Consider the following 16441-nt stretch of genomic DNA (forward strand, 5'->3'; position numbering starts at 1 on the left):
CGCCGCGACCGCGTCCGCGACCGGGCCCGGCACCAGCCCGGCCGTCGCCTGCGCCCGCACCCACGCCACCTCCGCCCGCAGCAGCGCCCGCAGCACCGCGACGTCGTCGGTCACGTCGTCGCCCGCCGCGCCGGGGAACAGCAGCCCGACGTCACGCACCGACGCCGTCCCTGCCCGCGTGCGGCCCCGCGTCATAGGTGAGGAACACCGTCTCCCCTTCCCCCTGCAGCCGGACGTCCCAGCGCAGCGAGCCGTCCGGCTCGCGCTCGGTGACCAGCGTCGCGCGTCGCCGCGGGTCCAGCGAGGCGAGCAGCGGGTCGGCGTCGAGAGCGGCACGGCCCGCGCCGTCCGACGCCGGCAGGTACGCGCGCGTGAACAGACGGTCCTGCAGCCCGCGCGCGAACAGCGTCACGTGGAAGAACGGCGCGCGACCCGCCTCGGTCGCGCCCGGCAGCAGCGTACGGAACCAGAACCCGCCCTCGCGGTCGGTCTCGGCCCGGCCCCACCCGGCGAACGTGCCGTCCCGCAGCAGCGACCCGCTGCGTGCGGGCACCCGGCCCGCCGGGTCGGCCTGCCAGATCTCCAGCAGCGCGTCCGGCACGGGGTTGCCCGCGCCGTCGCGCACCGTGCCGTGCAGGCGCACCGCGCCCGGCGTACCCGGCTCCACCAGCTCGTTGCCGCGCGCGTACGGCAGCGCGTACCCGAAGAACGGGCCCACGGTCTGCCCGGGCGTCGGGGGCAGGCTCACGGGCAGGACCTCACTCATCGCCGTCCTCCGGCTCCGTCCACGTGCGGTGCGACCCCGTCAGCACGATGTCCCACCGGTACCCCGTGGCCCACTCGTGCTCCGACAGGTCGTGGTCGTAGGTCGCCACCAGGCGCTCGCGGGCGCGCGGGTCCTGGATCGACTGGTAGATCGGGTCCAGCGCGAACAGCGGGTCGCCCGGGAAGTACATCTGCGTGACGATGCGCTGCGTGATCTCGCGGCCGAACAGCGAGAAGTGGATGTGGGCGGGCCGCCACGCGTTGAAGTGGTTCTTCCACGGGTACGGGCCGGGCTTGATGGTCTGGAACCGGTACCAGCCGTCGTCGTCGGTGAGCATGCGGCCGATGCCCGTGAAGTTCGGGTCGATCGGCGCCGGGTGCTGGTCGCGCTTGTGCACGTACCGGCCCGCGGCGTTGGCCTGCCACACCTCGACGAGCTGGCGCCGCACGGGCCGTCCCTCCCCGTCGACGACGCGCCCGCGCACCACGATCCGCTCCCCGATCGGCTCCCCGCCGCGCTGCACCGTGAGGTCGGCCTCGAGCGGGCCGATGTCCCGCTCGCCGAACACCGGCGCGTACAGCTCGATGGTCTCCGGGTCGGCGTGGTGCAGATCCTTGGTCGGATGGCGCAGCAGCGAGCTGCGGTACGGCGGCCAGTTCTTGCGCGGGCCGTGCTCCTCCGGCTCGCCCCGCTCCCGGCCGGCCGCGTACGCGGCGTGACCCGCCTCGATCTCGGCGCTGAGCTGCGCCTGCGACTCCGCCGCGGCGTCCAGCACCGTGGCCGGACCCGTGCCCGAGACCTCGCCCGCCGCGGGGTCCCCGGTGTCCTGCCCGGTGTCCTGCCCGGCGTCCTGCACCGTCATCGTCCTTCCCCTCCCGGCATCGCTGCCGACATCGCTCCCGGACCCGTGCCCAGCACCGGTCCCCAGCCCGTGTACCCCTCGGCGAGGAACCGCCGCCCCGCCTCCGAGGCCACGAGCGTGCGCAGCTCGGCCAGACGCCGCCGTGCCGCGAACCCCGTCTCGCCCGGGTGGGAGTGCAGCATCGTGCTCATCCACGCCGAGAAGTGCTGCGCCCGCCACACGCGCTCCGCCACGCGGTGCCCGTACGCGTCGAGCACCGCGTCGTCGCGCGTCGCGAACCACGTCTCCAGCACGTCGTGCAGCACCACCACGTCCGCGAGCGCCAGGTTGAGCCCCTTGGCGCCCGTGGGCGGCACGGTGTGGGCGGCGTCGCCGGCGAGCAGCATGCGGCCGTGCCGCACGGGCTCGACCACCGAGGACCGGAAGCGCAGCACGGACCGCTCGCGCACGGGGCCCTCGACGAGCCGGAAGCCGTCGGGCCCGGCGACACGGCGCTGCAGCTCGGCCCAGATCCGGTCCTCGCTCCAGCCCTCCGGGTCCTCGTCGGGGTCGCACTGGAAGTACATCCGCTGGTGGGTGTCGGTGCGCTGGCTGATCAGCGCGAACCCGTGCTCCGAGGTCGTGTAGACCAGCTCGGGCGCGCTGCGTGGCGCCTCGACGATCACGCCGAACCACGCGTACGGGTACTCGTGCGCGTACGTGCGGCGCTGCGCCTCGGGCAGGGTGTGCCGCAGGGTCGAGCGCGAGCCGTCGGCGCCGACCAGCACGTCGCAGCGCAGCTCGTGCCCGGTCCCCTCGGCGTCGGTCCACAGCACGCCGGGGCGGTCGCCGTCCGCGTCGAGCACGCGGGTGACGGTGGCGCCCCAGCGCACGTCGCCGCCGTCGGCCGCGCGCCGGGTGGCGAGGTCGGTGAAGACGGCGGTCTGCGGGTAGAGCCACACGCTGCGGCCGGTCAGCCCGGTGAGGTCGACGCGGTGGTCGGCGCCGTCGAAGCGCAGCACGATGCCGTCGTGCCGGTCGCCCTCGCGCAGCACCCGGTCCAGGCCGTGGTCGACGAGCACCTGCACCGACGACGCCTCGAGGATCCCGGCGCGGTGGGTGTTCTCGATCTCCTCGCGCGTGCGGGCCTCCAGCACCACGTGCTCGATCCCCGACGTGTGCAGCAGGTGGGAGAGCAGCAGCCCGGCGGGCCCGCCACCCACGACGGCGACGGGCGTGCGCTCGGGCACGGGTGCTGCGGAGGTCGGGGCGGTCACGAGGTCCTTCCGAGAGTCAGGCCGAGCAGGGTCTCCAGCTCGCCGTGCGTGGTGCCGAACGTCTCGACGACGCGCGCGCCGTCCGGCCCGACGTCGAGCACCGCGAGGTCGGTGTAGACGCGCGAGACGCAGGCGACGCCGGTGAGCGGCAGCGTGCAGCGCTCCACGAGCTTGGGGGCGCCGTCCTTGGTGAGCAGGGTCATGGTCACGACGGTGCGCCGGGCGCCGACGGCGAGGTCCATGGCGCCGCCGACGGCGGGCACCGCGCCGGGCTCGCCCGTCGACCAGTTGGCGAGGTCGCCGGTCACGGAGACCTGGAACGCGCCGAGCACGCACACGTCGATGTGGCCGCCGCGCATCATGGCGAACGAGTCGGCCTGGTGGAAGTACGCGGCGCCCGGCAGCTCGGTGACCGGCGTCTTGCCCGCGTTGACGAGGTCCGGGTCGGCGGCGTCGGGCTCCGGCGCGGGGCCCATGCCGAGCATGCCGTTCTCGGTGTGCAGGGTGACGCCGCTGCCGGGGTCGAGGTGGTCGGCCACGAGCGTGGGCAGCCCGATGCCGAGGTTCACGTACGAGCCGGGCGCGATGTCCGCGGCGACGCGGGCGGCGATCTGGGCCTTGGTCAGGGGCGTGTCGGTGCGCGGGGCGTGCTCCAGGTGGGTCATGCGCTCGCCTCTCCCCCGGCGTGCGTGCCCGTCGCGACGACGGCGTCCACGTAGATCCCCGGCGTCACGACGGCCTCGGGGTCGAGGGCGCCCGCCGGCACGACCTCGCGCACCTGCACGACGGTGCGCCGGGCCGCCGTCGCCATGACGGGGCCGAAGTTGCGCGCGGTCTTGCGGTAGACGAGGTTGCCCGCGCGGTCGGCCCGGTCGGCGCGCACGAGGGCCAGGTCGGCGTGGATGGGGTGCTCGAGCACGTGGTCGACGCCGTCGATGCGGCGGGTCTCCTTGCCGTCGGCGAGCGGCGTGCCGTAGCCGGTCGGCGTGTAGAACGCACCGATGCCCGCGCCGGCGGCCCGGATGCGCTCGGCGAGGTTGCCCTGCGGCACGAGCTCGAGCTCGACCGCACCCGACCGGTAGGCGGCGTCGAAGTGCCACGAGTCGACCTGCCGCGGGAACGAGCACACCATCTTCGCCACGCGCCCGTCGCGGATGAGCCGCGCGAGCGGGTCGTCGCCGTTGCCCGCGTTGTTGCTCACCACGGTCAGCCCCGTGGCGCCCTGGGCCAGCAGCGCCTCGACGAGCTCGGTCGGCTGACCCGCGGGGCCGAACCCGCCGATCATCACGGTCGCGCCGTCGGCGACGTCCCCGAGCGCGGCGAGCGCGTCGGGGGCCAGGACCGTCGCGCTCATGCCGGGCTCCCGCCCGACACGTTCTCGAGCACCACGGCCATGCCCTGCCCCACGCCGATGCAGATCGCGGCCACGCCCCAGCGGGCGCCCTGTGCGGCCAGGCGGCGCGCGAGCGTACCGAGCACGCGCGTGCCCGAGGCGCCGAGCGGGTGGCCGAGCGCGATGGCGCCGCCCCACGCGTTGACGATCTCCGGGTCCACGTCCCACGCGTCGGTGCACGCGAGGGTCTGCGCGGCGAACGCCTCGTTGATCTCGACGGCGGCGACGTCGGCCCAGCCGATGCCGGACCGGTCCAGGGCGCGCTCGACGGCCTCGACGGGGGCGTACCCGAAGTACTGCGGCTCGTTCGCGACGGTCGCGCGGCCCGCGATCCGCGCGAGCGGCTGCAGGCCCGTGAGCGCGACGGCGCGCTCGGAGCCGATGAGCGCGGCGGAGGCGCCGTCGGTCAGCGGCGAGGAGCTGCCCGCCGTCACGGTGCCGGTGCCCGGACCGTCGCCCGCCGGCCGGAACGCGGGCGCGAGCGTGGCGAGCCGCTCCAGCGAGGTGTCCGGCCGGATCGGCTCGTCGCGGGTCAGCACCGGGTGCCTGCCCGCGGCGGGGTACGGCGTCACGAGGTCGTCGTAGTGCCCGGCCTCCCAGGCCGCGTGGGCCAGCGTGTGGCTGCGCAGGGCGTACTCGTCCTGCCGCTCGCGCGTGATGCCGTGCCGCTCGCGCAGGCGCTCGGTGGCCTCGCCGAGCGAGACGGTCCACTCCGCGCGCATGCGCGGGTTGACCATGCGCCAGCCGAGCGTGGTCGAGGAGAGGGTCAGGTCCCCCGCGGGGAACGGCTTCTCGGACTTGGGCAGCACGTACGGCGCGCGGCTCATGGACTCGACGCCGCCCGCGACGACGACGTCGGCGTCGCCCGCCTCGATCGCGCGCGCGGCCTGCACGGCGGCCTCGAGGGACGAGCCGCAGAGGCGGTTGACGGTCACGCCGGGCACGGTGATCGGCAGGTCGGCGAGCAGCACGGCCATGCGGGCGACGTCGCGGTTGTCCTCCCCGGCGCCGTTCGCGTTGCCGAGGATCACGTCGTCCACCAGCGCGGGGTCCAGGTCCGGCGCGCGCCGCACGGCCTCGCCCACCACGAAGGCGGCCAGGTCGTCGGGCCGCACGTGGGACAGCGCCCCGCCGTAGCGGCCGAACGGCGTCCGGACCGCGTCGAGCACGTAGGCGTCCTGCGTCGGCACAGCCATCAGATCGTTCCTCTCATCCGGGCCACGTCGGCCTCGATGGCCCGCGCGGCCTCCAGCAGCGGCGGCAGCAGGTGCTCCAGGATCTCGGGGACGGAGCCCCGCCGGACCGGCGCCGAGACGTTCACGGCCGCCACCACGCGGCCCGCGCCGTCCCGCAGCGGGGCCGCCACCGAGCGCAGCCCCTCCTCGAGCTCCTGGTCCACCAGGGCCCAGCCCTGCTCGCGGACCTGTCCCAGCACGGCGCGCAGCCGGTCCGGCGCGGTGACCGTGCGCGGCGTCAGCGCCGCGAGCGTCGTCTCGGCGAGGTAGTCGTCCACGACGGCAGGCTCCGCGTGCGCGAGCACGGCCCGGCCCATCGACGTCGCGTACGCGGGGAACCGCGTGCCCACCTGGATCGCCGCGTTCATGATCCGGTGGGTGGCGACGCGGGCCACGTAGACGATGTCCGCGCCGTCGAGCACGGCGACCGACGACGACTCCCCCACCCGCTGGGACAGCTCCTGCAGGTGCGGCAGCGCGATCTCCGGCAGGGTCAGGCTCGACAGGTAGGCGTAGCCGAGGTCGAGGATCGCCGGGCGCAGCGTGAACTCCCGCCCGTCGGTGGCGACGTACCCGAGCTCGACGAGCGTGTGCAGGAACCGGCGCGCCGACGCCCGGCTCAGCCCGGTCTCCCGCGCGACGTCGCTCAGCGTGAGCGACCGGTGCTCCTGGTCGAACGCCCGGATCACCGCCAGCCCCCGCTCGAGCGACTGCACGAACTCCGGCGACCGCGCGGCGTCGTCGCCGGCCGTCTCGTCCCTCACCATCTCGTCCCCCTCGGTTCGCAGCACGGTTCACGCCCCGGGCGGCGGCGGTGCGTCCGCCGGATGGGTCAGGTGCGCGTCCGCCAGGCTACGGACGCCCTGCTTGGCCTGCTGGACGAGCTCGTAGACGTGCGTGCGCAGGCGCGCGAACTCCGCGTCCCCGCGGGTCTCGAGCTGGTCGCGGTCGGCACCGAGGCCGACCTCGACGTCCTCCAGCACGACCGTGGGGCGCGCCGACAGCACCAGCACCCGCTCGCCGAGGTAGATCGCCTCGTCGATGTCGTGCGTGACGAAGACGACGGTGATCCCGAGCCGCTTCCACAGCGTGCGCACCAGGTCCTCGAGCTCGAACCGGGTCTGTGCGTCGACCGCGGCGAACGGCTCGTCCATGAGCAGCACCTGCGGCTCGTAGGCGACGGCGCGCGCGATCGCGACGCGCTGCTGCATGCCGCCGGAGAGCTGCCACGGGTAGGAGCGCGCGACGTCGGCCAGCCCGACCGCCGCGAGCGTCTCGGCCACGAGCTCGGCCCGGCGCGCCTTCGCGACGCCCTTCTCCTTGAGGGGCAGCTCGACGTTCTGCGCCACGCTCATCCACGGGAACAGCGAGCGCCCGTACTCCTGCAGCACCACGGCCATGCCGGGCGGCGGGCCGGTGATGGGCGAGCCGCCGAGCGCGAGCTCGCCCGACGTGGCGGGCAGGAGGCCGGCCAGGCAGCGCAGCAGCGTCGTCTTGCCCGCACCCGAGGGGCCGACGACGCAGACGAGCTCGCCGGGCCGGACCTCGAAGGTCAGGTCGGCGACGGCCTCGACGGGCTCGCCGCGGCCGGCGTAGACCTTGCGCAGGTGGCGCACCTCGAGGCTCGCGCCGCCCGGGTGGTCGACGACGTCGTGGTCCGGGGCCACGTCCGCGGGGCTGGTCATGTCAGGCACCTCCGTGCTGGGACTGCCGGTACCCGAGGTACCAGCGCAGGACCGCGTCCGTCACGGCGCGGAAGACGAGGGACAGCAGCACGCCCACGACGCCGAGCAGGAGGACCCCGCTCCACATCTCCGGGATCGCGAAGCTGCGCTGGAACTGGACGATCGAGAAGCCGAGCCCGTCCTTGGCGGCGAACATCTCGCTGATGACCATGAGGATGATGCCGATCGACAGGGCCTGCCGCGCGCCCGTGACGATCTGCGGGCTCGCGCCGCGCAGCACGAGGTGGCGCAGCGTGGCCACGCGGCCCAGCCGGTAGGCCCGGGCGGTGTCGCGCAGCACGGGGTCGAGGCCGCGCACGCCCTCGACCGTGTTGAGCAGCACGGGCCACACGCACCCGATGGCGATCACGACGATCTTCATCGTGTCGCCGATGCCGAAGAACAGCATGAGCACGGGCACGAGGACCGGCGGCGGGATGGCGCGGAAGAACTCGAGCACAGGCTCGAGGAAGGCCCGCAGCGCCCGCGAGGAGCCGACGGCGACGCCGAGCGCGACGCCGACGACGAGCGCGACGGCGTACCCAGCCAGCAGCCGCAGCACCGACGGCACGACGTCGACGGCCAGCCGGCTCTCCGCGAGCGGCGCCGAGAACCAGGTCTCGCGGGACGTGCCGACGATCTCGGCCAGCGGCGGGCTGTAGAACGACGTGCTGCCCGCGCTCGCGACCCACCACACGGTGAGGATGGCCACGGGCAGCCCGAGGGTCAGCAGCACCGACCGGGCGACGCGACGCAGCGTGCTCATGCCGCCACCTCCCCGCGCACGGACGGGTGCCAGAAGAGCACCCGGTGCTCCAGGGCCCGGGCGAGCACGTTGACGACGACGCCGAGCAGCCCGGCGACGACGACGTACGCGTACATGGAGTCGACGGCGCCCGACGACTGCGCGATGCCGAGCGCCTTGCCGATGCCGGGCGTGCCGATGAGGAGCTCCCCGGTGACCGTGAGGATGAGGGCGACGCTCGCGGCCAGCCGCAGACCCGTCATCGCGTACGGCAGCGTCGTCGGCCACACGACGGTGCGGATCCGGGTCAGCGCCGAGAACCGGTAGGAGCGTGCGGTGTCGGCGGCGACGGGGTCGACGTCGCGCACGCCCGCCAGGACCTGCACGAGCACCTGCCAGAAGCTCGCGTACACGACGAGGATGAGCGTGCCGGCCATCCCCGTGCTGTACAGCAGCACGGCCACGGGGATGAGCGCGACGGACGGCACCGGCCGCAGGAACTCGATGGTCGAGGCGGTGACGGCCCGCAGCACGGGCACCGACCCGATGACGACACCGAGCACGACGCCCGCGACCAGGGAGATCGCCAGGCCGGTGCCCCACGTGGTCAGCGTCTGGCCCAGCGCGACCCAGAAGTCCGGCGTGCCGAGGCGCTGGGCGAGCGCCACCGCGATCCGGGAGGTCGGCGGCAGGAACCGGTCGTCGACCAGGCCGAGCCGCGGTGCGAGCTCGAGCACGACCAGGAGCGCCGCCACCCCCGCCAGGCCGAGGGCCCGGGCGGGGGTGCGGCGACCGGCAGGCCGGTGCGTGCGGGTCACGGCAGGAGCTTGCTCACGTCGACGGGCTCGTCGAACAGGCCGTCCTCCTCGCCGAGGTCGGCCAGGAGCTGGAACGAGGCGTCCGTCAGCTCGGCGGAGAACCGGGGCATGACCATGGCCTCCTTCACCTCGGGGTCGATCTCGGTGTAGGTGTCCAGGACGGCACGCGTCTCGTCCGGGTTCTCCTCGGCGTAGGTGAGCGACTCCTCCATCGCGGCGGTGAACGCCTCGACGGTCTCCGGGTCCTCCGCGATGGTCTGCTCGGACGTGAAGTACGCCGCGATCATGAGGTCGGGGTCGGTCTCGGCGAAGTTGGACGCGACGACCTCGGCACCCTGCTGCAGCGCGGTGGTCAAATGCGGCTCGACGACCCAGGCGGCGTCGACCTGCTCGCTCGCGAGCGCGGCCGGCATGTCCGGGAAGCCCATCTCGACGAACTCGACGTCGCCCGCCTCGCCGCCCGCGTCGCCGACGACCTTGCGGATCGTGGTGTCGCCGATGTTGTTGAGCGTGTTGACGGCGACGGTGTGGCCGGCCAGGTCGGCGGCGTCCTTGATGTCGGAGCCCTCGGGCACGACCACGGCGCCGAAGTCCTCGCCGGGCGTGCCGGTGGTGAAGTTGCCCGCAGCGACCGCCTTCAGCGGCAGGCCCTGCGACGACGCGGCCAGCAGGGAGGTGACGTTGCTGAACCCGAACTGGTACTCGCCGCTCACGACGGCGGGCACGATCGCGGCTCCGCCCTGCGCGAGCTCGAGGGTGACGTCGAGGCCCTGCTCCTCGAAGAAGCCCTCCTGGACACCGAGGTAGATCGGGGCGACGTCGACGATCGGGATGACGCCGACCGTGACCGGCGTGAGCTCGCCGTCGGCCGGGGCGTCCCCCTCGCCTCCGGCGTCGGCGGTACCGCCACAGGCGGTCAGGACGAGGGCTGCGGCCGAGGCCACCACCGCGAGAGGGAACGTGCGACGCACTGTGGTTCTCCTTCGAAACGGATGGATGCGATGAGAGTCGGCGCGCCACCGGGCCGGTGTACGCCTTCCGAACGCCCGTGCTCACAGAGAACACTCCCAGGATCGCCCGGCGGGGTCAACACCCCGCCCGGTCACGATCCGGTCACCACATCCCGCCGCCGGAGGGAACGAAGCCGCAGGTCACAGGCCTGCGCCGCCCGCGCGTCGGGACGCGGGCGGCGCAAGCGGACCAGGCGTGCGCTACTGCGCGGGCTCCTGCACGAGGAGCTTGTTCACGTCGACCGGCTTGTCGAACACGCCGTACTTGAGGCCGAGGTCGGCCAGCACCTGGAGGTAGGTGGGCTCGATGTCGGCAGCGAACCGCGGCATCACCATCACCGACTTCACGACGGGGTCGATCTCGGTGTAGGTGTCCAGGACCGCCCGCGTCTCCTCGGGGTGCTCCTGCGCGTAGACGAGCGACTCCTTGATCGCGGCCGTGAACGCCGCGACGGTCTCCGGGTCGGACTCGATGAGCTGGTCGGACGTGAAGTAGGCCGCGACCAGCAGGTCGTGGTCCGTCTGGGCGAAGTTCGAGCTGATGACCTTCGCCCCCTGCTGCACGGCCGTGGTCAGGAACGGCTCGACCACCCAGGCGGCGTCGATGTCGCCCGCGCTCAGCGCCGGCAGCATCTCCGGGAACGGCATCTCGACGAAGTCGACGCCCGCCGGGTCGCCGCCCGACTCGTCCACGACGTTGCGCACCGTCGTGTCGCCGATGTTGTTGAGCGAGTTCACCGCGACCGTGCGGCCGGCCAGGTCGGCCGCGGTGGCGATGTCGGAGTCGGCGGGCGCCACCACCGCGCTGAAGTCCACGCCGTCCTGCCCCGTCGTGAAGTTGCCCGGCGCGACCGCCTTGAGCGGCTCGCCCGCGGCGGAGGCCAGCAGCAGGGACGTCACGTTGCTGAACCCGAACTGGTACTCCCCGGCCACCACGGCGGGCACGATCGCGGCGCCGCCCTGCGCCGGCTCGAGCGTGACGTCGAGACCGTGCTTGGCGAAGATCCCCTCCTGCACGCCGAGGTAGATCGGGGCGACGTCCACGATGGGGATGACACCGACGGTGACCGCCTGCCGGCCGCCGGTCGCGGACGCCGAGCCCTCCGGGGCCGCGCCCGAGGCGCTCGCACATGCCACGAGGAGCACTGACGCGAGCGCAGCGGTCAGGATGAGCGGGATCTTTCGACGCACTGGGTTCTCCTTCGAACTTGCCTGGGGGTGCGGCACACCGGCGATGGAGCGGCCCGGCACACGTGCCGACAGAGAACGCTGCCCAACCTTGGCAGGGTGGTCAACACCACAAGAGTCACGAATGGGTCAAAACTGCACGTCGCCCGCTCGAATGAGCGCGAAAAACGGTATCGGTCGCTGTGGTCCGTGCCTCACCGGGCCGGGGCGGGCGGGGCGGGCGCCGCTGATCGATCAGTTTCGAACCCGACGCCGATCGTCTTTGACGGCCCCGAAAGCCGATCGACGTCGGGGTGGAAGACGATCGACGACGGCGCGAAGGCGCGGCAGGACGACGGCGCAGCGGCACGGCTGCGCGGGCAGCGCGGCGGCACGGCGGCCGTCGTCGGTTCGCCCGGGCATCGCCCCCGGCTCGCTGCGCTCCACCGAGCCCGCCGACCGGCCGTCCGCAGAGTGCAGAGTTCGTACGCCCGGCGGCAGCATCCCCGAGCACAAACTCTGCACTCGGTCGAGGGGACGGTCGCTGGCGGCGCCGGTCACCGAGCACCGGTCACCACCCGCCGGACGCGGCATGCCGGACACCGGACACCGGACACCGAGCGCCGTCCGCCGAGTGCAGAGTTTGTCCGGGGGGACAGCGGTGTCGGCGAGCACAAACTCTGCACTCGGCCGAGGGGGCAGCGGCCGGTGCGACGAAGTCTGCAGTCGGCCGGGGGGTGCGGGTGGTTACCGGCCGGTGGCCGAGTCGGCTGAGTCGACGTCGGACGGGTTCGCACCGGCGGTCGGCTCCGAGCCCGCGTCAACGGTCGACTCCGACCCAGCGCCGTCAGCCGACTCCGACCCAGCAGCATCGGTCGACTCCGCCCCAGCGCCATCGTCGCCGTCCGCCACCTCCTCCGCGGGCTCGCGCCCCGGCACGTAGACCGACTCCTCGGCCTCGGGGTGCCTGCGGCCCTGCAGCACGACGATCGCGATGCCGAGCAGGATCGCGATGCCGGAGGTCCAGATGTTGGCCGGCACGCCGAGGGGTGCGTCGCTCGTCGGGTCGATGCGGATCGCCTCGAGCCAGCTCCGGCCCAGCCCGTACCAGACGAGGTAGAGGCCGAACAGGCGGCCCCAGCGCAGGCCGGGACCCGGCGTCGCGAGCGCCTCGGCACGGCGGGTCACCCGGCGCTCGATCGTGAGCAGCAGCGCCACGCCGACCAGGTTCCAGATCATCTCGTACAGGAACAGCGGGTGGAACAGCGTGCCCTCGGGGGTGCCGGCGGGGAACATCGGGGCGTCGGGGCGGATCTCGAGGCCCCAGGGCAGCGTCGTCGGCAGGCCGAAGAGCTCCTGGTTGACGTAGTTGCCGAGGCGGCCGATCGCCTGGGCGAGAAGCAGGCCGGGGGCCAGCGCGTCGGCGAACGACCAGAACCGCAGGCCGGACTGACGGCACCCGATCCAGACGCCGACGGCACCGCCGAGCAGCGAGCCGAACAGGGCGTTGCCGCCCTCCCAGATCCGCACCCAGGCCCACGGGTCCACGCCCGGGCCGGTGAAGTCGCTCAGGTGCGTGAGCACGTGGTAGATGCGGGCGCCGACGATGCCGATCGGCACCGCCCACATCGTCACGTCGAGGGCCAGGCCCGGTGCCGCGCCGCGGGCGCGCAGGCGCCGGTCGGTGACGTACGCGGCGGCGGCGATGCCGGCCAGCAGGCACAGGGCGTAGGTGTGGATGGTGAGCGGGCCCAGGGAGAACTGGGACCACACCGGGTCGGGGCTCGGGATGCTGGCCGGGATCACGAACCGAAGGTACCGCGATCAGCCCGCCCGGCGGGCATCGGCCGGGTCACGGTCCGGCGACGGTCCGGACCCGGTCGACGACCCCACGCCTCAGCGGCGCCGCTTCTCCCGCACCCGCACGGAGATCTCGATGGGCGTGCCCTCGAACCCGAACGTCTCGCGCAGCCGGCGCTCGATGAACCGCCGGTACCCCGCCTCCAGGAACCCGGTGGCGAAGATGACGAACCGCGGCGGGCGGGTCGAGGCCTGCGTCGCGAACAGGATGCGCGGCTGCTTGCCGCCCCGCAGCGGGTGCGGGTGGGCCGCGACGAGCTCGCCGAGGAACCCGTTGAGCTTGCCCGTCGGCACGCGCCGGTCCCACGACGCCAGCGACCGCTCGATCGCGGGCACGAGGCGCTCGGCGTGCCAGCCGGTCCGCGCGGACAGGTTGACGCGCGGCGCCCACTGGATCTGCACGAGCTCCTTCTCGATCTCGCGCTCGAGATAGGGGCGACGGTCCTCGTCCATGAGGTCCCACTTGTTGTACGCGATGACGAGCGCGCGGCCCGCGTCCACGACCTGCTGGATCACGCGGATGTCCTGCTCGGTCAGCGGGTTGGAGGCGTCGACGAGCACGACGCCGACCTCCGCCTTCTCGATGGCGGCGGCGGTGCGCAGCGACGCGTAGAAGTCGGCGCCGCGCGTCTGGTGCACGCGCCGCCGAATGCCCGCGGTGTCCACGAACCAGTACGGCACGCCGCGCAGCTCGATCAGCTCGTCGACGGGGTCCCGCGTGGTGCCCGCGACGTCGTCGACGACGACGCGCTCGCTGCCGGCGATCTTGTTGAGCAGCGACGACTTGCCGACGTTCGGCCGGCCGACGAGCGCGACGCGGCGCGGGCCGGACGGCCGCTGCGCGCCGTGGGCGGACTCCTCGGGCAGCGCCTCGACCGCGGCGTCGAGCAGGTCGCCCGTGCCGCGGCCGTGCAGCGCCGACACCGGGTACGGCTCCCCCAGCCCGAGGCTCCACAGGTAGGCGGCGTCGGCCTCGCCGGACGCGCCGTCGACCTTGTTGGCGGCGAGCACGACCGGCTTGCCGGAGCGGCGCAGCAGCTCGACGACGCGCTCGTCCGTCGCGGTGGCGCCGACGGCCGCGTCGACCACGAAGACCACGGCGTCGGCGAGCGAGATCGCGACCTCTGCCTGCTCGGCGACCTTCGACTCGATGCCCGCGACGTCGACCTCCCAGCCGCCCGTGTCCACGAGCAGGAACCGGTGGCCCGCCCACTCGGCCGGGTAGGACACCCGGTCGCGCGTGACGCCGGGCTTGTCCTCCACGACGGCCTCGCGGCGGCCCAGGATGCGGTTGACGAGGGTGGACTTGCCGACATTGGGCCGGCCGATGATCGCGAGCACGGGCAGCACCGGCTCGGCCTCGGCCTCCTCGTCGGACCACTCCCCCTCGAGGAGCTCCTGGTCCGTCTCGTCGAGCTCGAACTCCTCCAGCCCGGCGCGCAGCGCACGCTCGCGCGCGAGGTCGTCCTCGGTCTCGTTCAGGGCCTCGTCGAGGTCCACGGCGTCGAGCGCGGGCTCGACCTCGGGTGCGGCATCTTCTCGGGCCGCGGCGGGGCGCGCAGCAGCCTCCGATGCGGAGGGGTCGTGGGTCATGCCCCCATTGTCGCAGGCCCGGCGCGCCCAGGCCGAACCGTGGCCGTATGACCTGCGTCGCGCTCCACCGAGCCCGCCGCGACGTCACTCGTCGCGCAGGGAGGCGAGCACGGCCGAGACGCGCCGGTCCGACGCCGGGCCGAGCGGCAGCGTGGCGAAGATGTTCCCGGCGTGCTTGCGGACCGCGGCCTCAGGGAAGCACAGCCCGGCGGCGATCGGCCCGGCCCGGGCCGTGCTCACGCCGAGGGCGCGACCTCTCGCCCGGTCTGCTGCGCGACGACGGTGAGCACGGCCTGGACCGTCTGCTCGAAGTCGAGGTCGCTGGAGTCGACCGTGACCACGCCGTCGGCGGCCGTGTGGAACGACGTCACCTTCGCGTCGTCCCGGTCGCGCCGCAGCACCTGGTCGCGCGTCGCGTCGACCGCGGACGCGTCGGCGGCGCCGTGCACCTCCAGCGACCGGCGGCGCAGCCGCGCCTCCTCCGACGCGGTGAGCAGCACGCGGACGTCGGCGTCGGGCGCCACGACGGTGGTGATGTCGCGCCCCTCGGCGACGATCCCGCGGCCACCGGACAGCACGGCCTCCGTCGGGCTCGACTCCTGGTCGATGATCTCCCGCTGCCGCCGCTTGAGCTCCGCGCGCACCTCGAGGTTGGAGGCGACCTTCGAGACGTTCGTCGTCACCTCGGTGCCGCGGATCGTCGTCGCGACGTCGCGCCCGTCCAGCTCGACACCGGGCGCCGCCGGGTCCACGCCCATGACCAGCGGCATCGCGCGCACGGCCGTGGCGACGGACGTCGGGTCCTCGAGGTCCGCCGTCTCCATGACCCACACCGTCGCCGCCCGGTACATCGCGCCCGTGTCGAGGTACGCCAGCCCGAGCCGCGCGGCGACCGCCTTGGAGACGCTGGACTTGCCGGAGCCCGACGGCCCGTCGATGGCGATCACTACGGGGGTGGTCACAGGTTCGCTCGCTTCCGTGCTGCAGGTCGTGGGGTGGTGGCCCTGGCCGGGCCGTACGGGCCGTACGGCCCAGCCGGGAAGGTTACAGGTCGACGGCGCTCATCAGCGTGCCGAGCTCGGTGCGGCCGAGCACGCGCGTGCGGCCGGGCTTGAGGTCGCCCAGCGGGATGGGGCCGATCCGCGTGCGCACCAGGCGCGTCACCGGGTGCCCGACGGCCTCGAACATGCGCCGCACGATGCGGTTGCGGCCCTCGTGCAGCACGACCTCCAGCATCGCCAGGTCGTCGATCTGCTGCACCACGTGCACCGAGTCCATCTTCGCGACGCCGTCCTCGAGCTCGACGCCCCGCACGAGCTGCTTGCAGATGCGCGGGAACACCTCGCCCTCGACGGTCACCAGGTACGTCTTGGCGATGCCGTAGCGGGGGTGCGAGAGCCGGTTGGCGAGCTCGCCGTCGTTGGTCAGCAGGAGCAGGCCCTCGCTGTCCGCGTCGAGACGGCCCACGTGGAACAGCCGCTCGTCCCGGTTGCGCACGAGGTCGGCGACGGTCGGCCGGCCCTTCGGGTCGTCCATGGTCGAGACGACGCCGAGCGGCTTGTTCAGCGCGAGCGTCACCTTCTCCTGGTCGAGCTGGATGCGCAGCCCGTCCACGTGCACGACGGCGGTCGCCGGGTCGACCCGGACCCCGAGCTCCGTGACGATCTGGCCGTCGACCTCGACGTGCCCCGTCGCGATGAGCTCCTCGCACGCGCGACGCGAGCCGAGCCCTGCCTGGGCGAGCACCTTCTGGAGCCGGACGCCGCCCTCGACGTGCACGTCCACCGGGGGCTCGGCCGGGCGGGCCGGTCGCCGGCGGCGGTCGTTCGCGGGGGTGCGGGCAGCGCCCCCACGGGCACCCGCCGGGCGGCCCGGCTTGCCGCCCTGCGGCTTGCCGCCCTGCCTGCCGGGCTTGCCGCCCTGCGGCCTGCCCTGCTGGTTGCCGCGCTGGCTGCCGTGCTGGTTGCCCTGCTGGTCGCGGCGGCTCCCGCCGCGGCGTTCGTTGCTCATGT

Annotated in this window: 17 protein-coding genes; all 17 read right to left on the bottom strand. The window is 73.9% G+C overall.

Features of this window, described 5'->3' with window-relative positions:
• Nucleotides 1-151 precede the first annotated feature (151 nt).
• Nucleotides 152-766 carry a protocatechuate 3,4-dioxygenase subunit alpha gene (gene pcaG, locus HLB15_RS04190; RefSeq protein WP_171104002.1) on the bottom strand — a complete coding sequence of 205 codons (615 nt, stop codon included), beginning with the start codon at nucleotides 764-766 and terminating at the stop codon, nucleotides 152-154.
• Nucleotides 759-1628, bottom strand: coding sequence for a protocatechuate 3,4-dioxygenase subunit beta (pcaH, locus tag HLB15_RS04195; RefSeq protein WP_171104004.1), 870 nt, complete (start codon nucleotides 1626-1628; stop codon nucleotides 759-761). The genes pcaG and pcaH overlap by 8 nt, the downstream gene beginning before the upstream one ends.
• Nucleotides 1625-2884: a 4-hydroxybenzoate 3-monooxygenase gene (locus HLB15_RS04200; RefSeq protein WP_229785700.1), complete on the bottom strand. Its 1260-nt coding sequence runs from the start codon at nucleotides 2882-2884 to the stop codon at nucleotides 1625-1627. Before HLB15_RS04200 ends, pcaH begins: the two co-directional genes overlap by 4 nt.
• A complete protein-coding gene (locus HLB15_RS04205; protein WP_171104005.1) occupies nucleotides 2881-3549 on the bottom strand; it encodes a 3-oxoacid CoA-transferase subunit B in 669 nt (222 codons plus the stop codon). The genes HLB15_RS04200 and HLB15_RS04205 overlap by 4 nt, the downstream gene beginning before the upstream one ends.
• Nucleotides 3546-4238 (bottom strand): 3-oxoacid CoA-transferase subunit A, encoded by a 693-nt coding sequence (locus tag HLB15_RS04210; RefSeq protein WP_171104007.1) that lies wholly within the window; start codon nucleotides 4236-4238, stop codon nucleotides 3546-3548. Before HLB15_RS04210 ends, HLB15_RS04205 begins: the two co-directional genes overlap by 4 nt.
• Nucleotides 4235-5473 (bottom strand): thiolase family protein, encoded by a 1239-nt coding sequence (locus HLB15_RS04215; protein ID WP_171104009.1) that lies wholly within the window; start codon nucleotides 5471-5473, stop codon nucleotides 4235-4237. The genes HLB15_RS04210 and HLB15_RS04215 overlap by 4 nt, the downstream gene beginning before the upstream one ends.
• Nucleotides 5473-6279, bottom strand: a complete 807-nt coding sequence (locus HLB15_RS04220; RefSeq protein ID WP_171104011.1) for an IclR family transcriptional regulator domain-containing protein — start codon at nucleotides 6277-6279, stop codon at nucleotides 5473-5475. The genes HLB15_RS04215 and HLB15_RS04220 overlap by 1 nt, the downstream gene beginning before the upstream one ends.
• Before the next feature lie 27 nt (nucleotides 6280-6306).
• The gene (locus HLB15_RS04225) at nucleotides 6307-7197 is read right to left on the bottom strand and encodes an ABC transporter ATP-binding protein (RefSeq protein WP_171104013.1); all 891 of its coding nucleotides are present in this window, start codon (nucleotides 7195-7197) and stop codon (nucleotides 6307-6309) included.
• Nucleotide 7198: 1 nt separating this feature from the next.
• A complete protein-coding gene (locus tag HLB15_RS04230; RefSeq protein WP_171104016.1) occupies nucleotides 7199-8002 on the bottom strand; it encodes an ABC transporter permease in 804 nt (267 codons plus the stop codon).
• The gene (locus HLB15_RS04235) at nucleotides 7999-8799 is read right to left on the bottom strand and encodes an ABC transporter permease (protein WP_171104018.1); all 801 of its coding nucleotides are present in this window, start codon (nucleotides 8797-8799) and stop codon (nucleotides 7999-8001) included. Before HLB15_RS04235 ends, HLB15_RS04230 begins: the two co-directional genes overlap by 4 nt.
• Nucleotides 8796-9770 (bottom strand): ABC transporter substrate-binding protein, encoded by a 975-nt coding sequence (locus tag HLB15_RS04240; RefSeq protein WP_229785701.1) that lies wholly within the window; start codon nucleotides 9768-9770, stop codon nucleotides 8796-8798. Before HLB15_RS04240 ends, HLB15_RS04235 begins: the two co-directional genes overlap by 4 nt.
• Before the next feature lie 240 nt (nucleotides 9771-10010).
• Entirely contained in the window at nucleotides 10011-11000 is a 990-nt protein-coding gene (locus tag HLB15_RS04245; RefSeq protein WP_171104020.1) for an ABC transporter substrate-binding protein, read from the bottom strand.
• 723 nt (nucleotides 11001-11723) lie between these two features.
• Nucleotides 11724-12782, bottom strand: coding sequence for a prolipoprotein diacylglyceryl transferase (lgt, locus tag HLB15_RS04250; protein ID WP_229785702.1), 1059 nt, complete (start codon nucleotides 12780-12782; stop codon nucleotides 11724-11726).
• 90 nt (nucleotides 12783-12872) lie between these two features.
• Nucleotides 12873-14429, bottom strand: coding sequence for a ribosome biogenesis GTPase Der (gene der, locus HLB15_RS04255; RefSeq protein WP_171104022.1), 1557 nt, complete (start codon nucleotides 14427-14429; stop codon nucleotides 12873-12875).
• A gap of 84 nt (nucleotides 14430-14513) precedes the next feature.
• Complete coding sequence (locus HLB15_RS04260) at nucleotides 14514-14669, bottom strand: hypothetical protein (RefSeq protein WP_212759486.1); 156 nt, start codon at nucleotides 14667-14669, stop codon at nucleotides 14514-14516.
• The gene (cmk, locus tag HLB15_RS04265; RefSeq protein WP_229785703.1) at nucleotides 14666-15391 is read right to left on the bottom strand and encodes a (d)CMP kinase; all 726 of its coding nucleotides are present in this window, start codon (nucleotides 15389-15391) and stop codon (nucleotides 14666-14668) included. The genes HLB15_RS04260 and cmk overlap by 4 nt, the downstream gene beginning before the upstream one ends.
• An 82-nt stretch (nucleotides 15392-15473) precedes the next feature.
• Nucleotides 15474-16439: a pseudouridine synthase gene (locus HLB15_RS04270; RefSeq protein WP_212759487.1), complete on the bottom strand. Its 966-nt coding sequence runs from the start codon at nucleotides 16437-16439 to the stop codon at nucleotides 15474-15476.
• Nucleotides 16440-16441: the final 2 nt, after the last annotated feature.

Source organism: Promicromonospora citrea, from assembly GCF_013004695.1.
In the GTDB taxonomy this organism is placed as follows: Bacteria; Actinomycetota; Actinomycetes; order Actinomycetales; family Cellulomonadaceae; genus Promicromonospora; species Promicromonospora citrea.

Bases quoted from the DNA above. Each gene is read 5' to 3' on its own strand.
- pcaG (WP_171104002.1), bottom strand. From the start codon at position 766: ATGAGTGAGGTCCTGCCCGTGAGCCTGCCCCCGACGCCCGGGCAGACC.
- pcaH (WP_171104004.1), bottom strand. From the start codon at position 1,628: ATGACGGTGCAGGACGCCGGGCAGGACACCGGGCAGGACACCGGGGAC.
- HLB15_RS04205 (WP_171104005.1), bottom strand. From the start codon at position 3,549: ATGACCCACCTGGAGCACGCCCCGCGCACCGACACGCCCCTGACCAAG.
- HLB15_RS04210 (WP_171104007.1), bottom strand. From the start codon at position 4,238: ATGAGCGCGACGGTCCTGGCCCCCGACGCGCTCGCCGCGCTCGGGGAC.
- HLB15_RS04215 (WP_171104009.1), bottom strand. From the start codon at position 5,473: ATGGCTGTGCCGACGCAGGACGCCTACGTGCTCGACGCGGTCCGGACG.
- HLB15_RS04220 (WP_171104011.1), bottom strand. From the start codon at position 6,279: ATGGTGAGGGACGAGACGGCCGGCGACGACGCCGCGCGGTCGCCGGAG.
- HLB15_RS04225 (WP_171104013.1), bottom strand. From the start codon at position 7,197: ATGACCAGCCCCGCGGACGTGGCCCCGGACCACGACGTCGTCGACCAC.
- HLB15_RS04230 (WP_171104016.1), bottom strand. From the start codon at position 8,002: ATGAGCACGCTGCGTCGCGTCGCCCGGTCGGTGCTGCTGACCCTCGGG.
- der (WP_171104022.1), bottom strand. From the start codon at position 14,429: ATGACCCACGACCCCTCCGCATCGGAGGCTGCTGCGCGCCCCGCCGCG.
- HLB15_RS04270 (WP_212759487.1), bottom strand. From the start codon at position 16,439: ATGAGCAACGAACGCCGCGGCGGGAGCCGCCGCGACCAGCAGGGCAAC.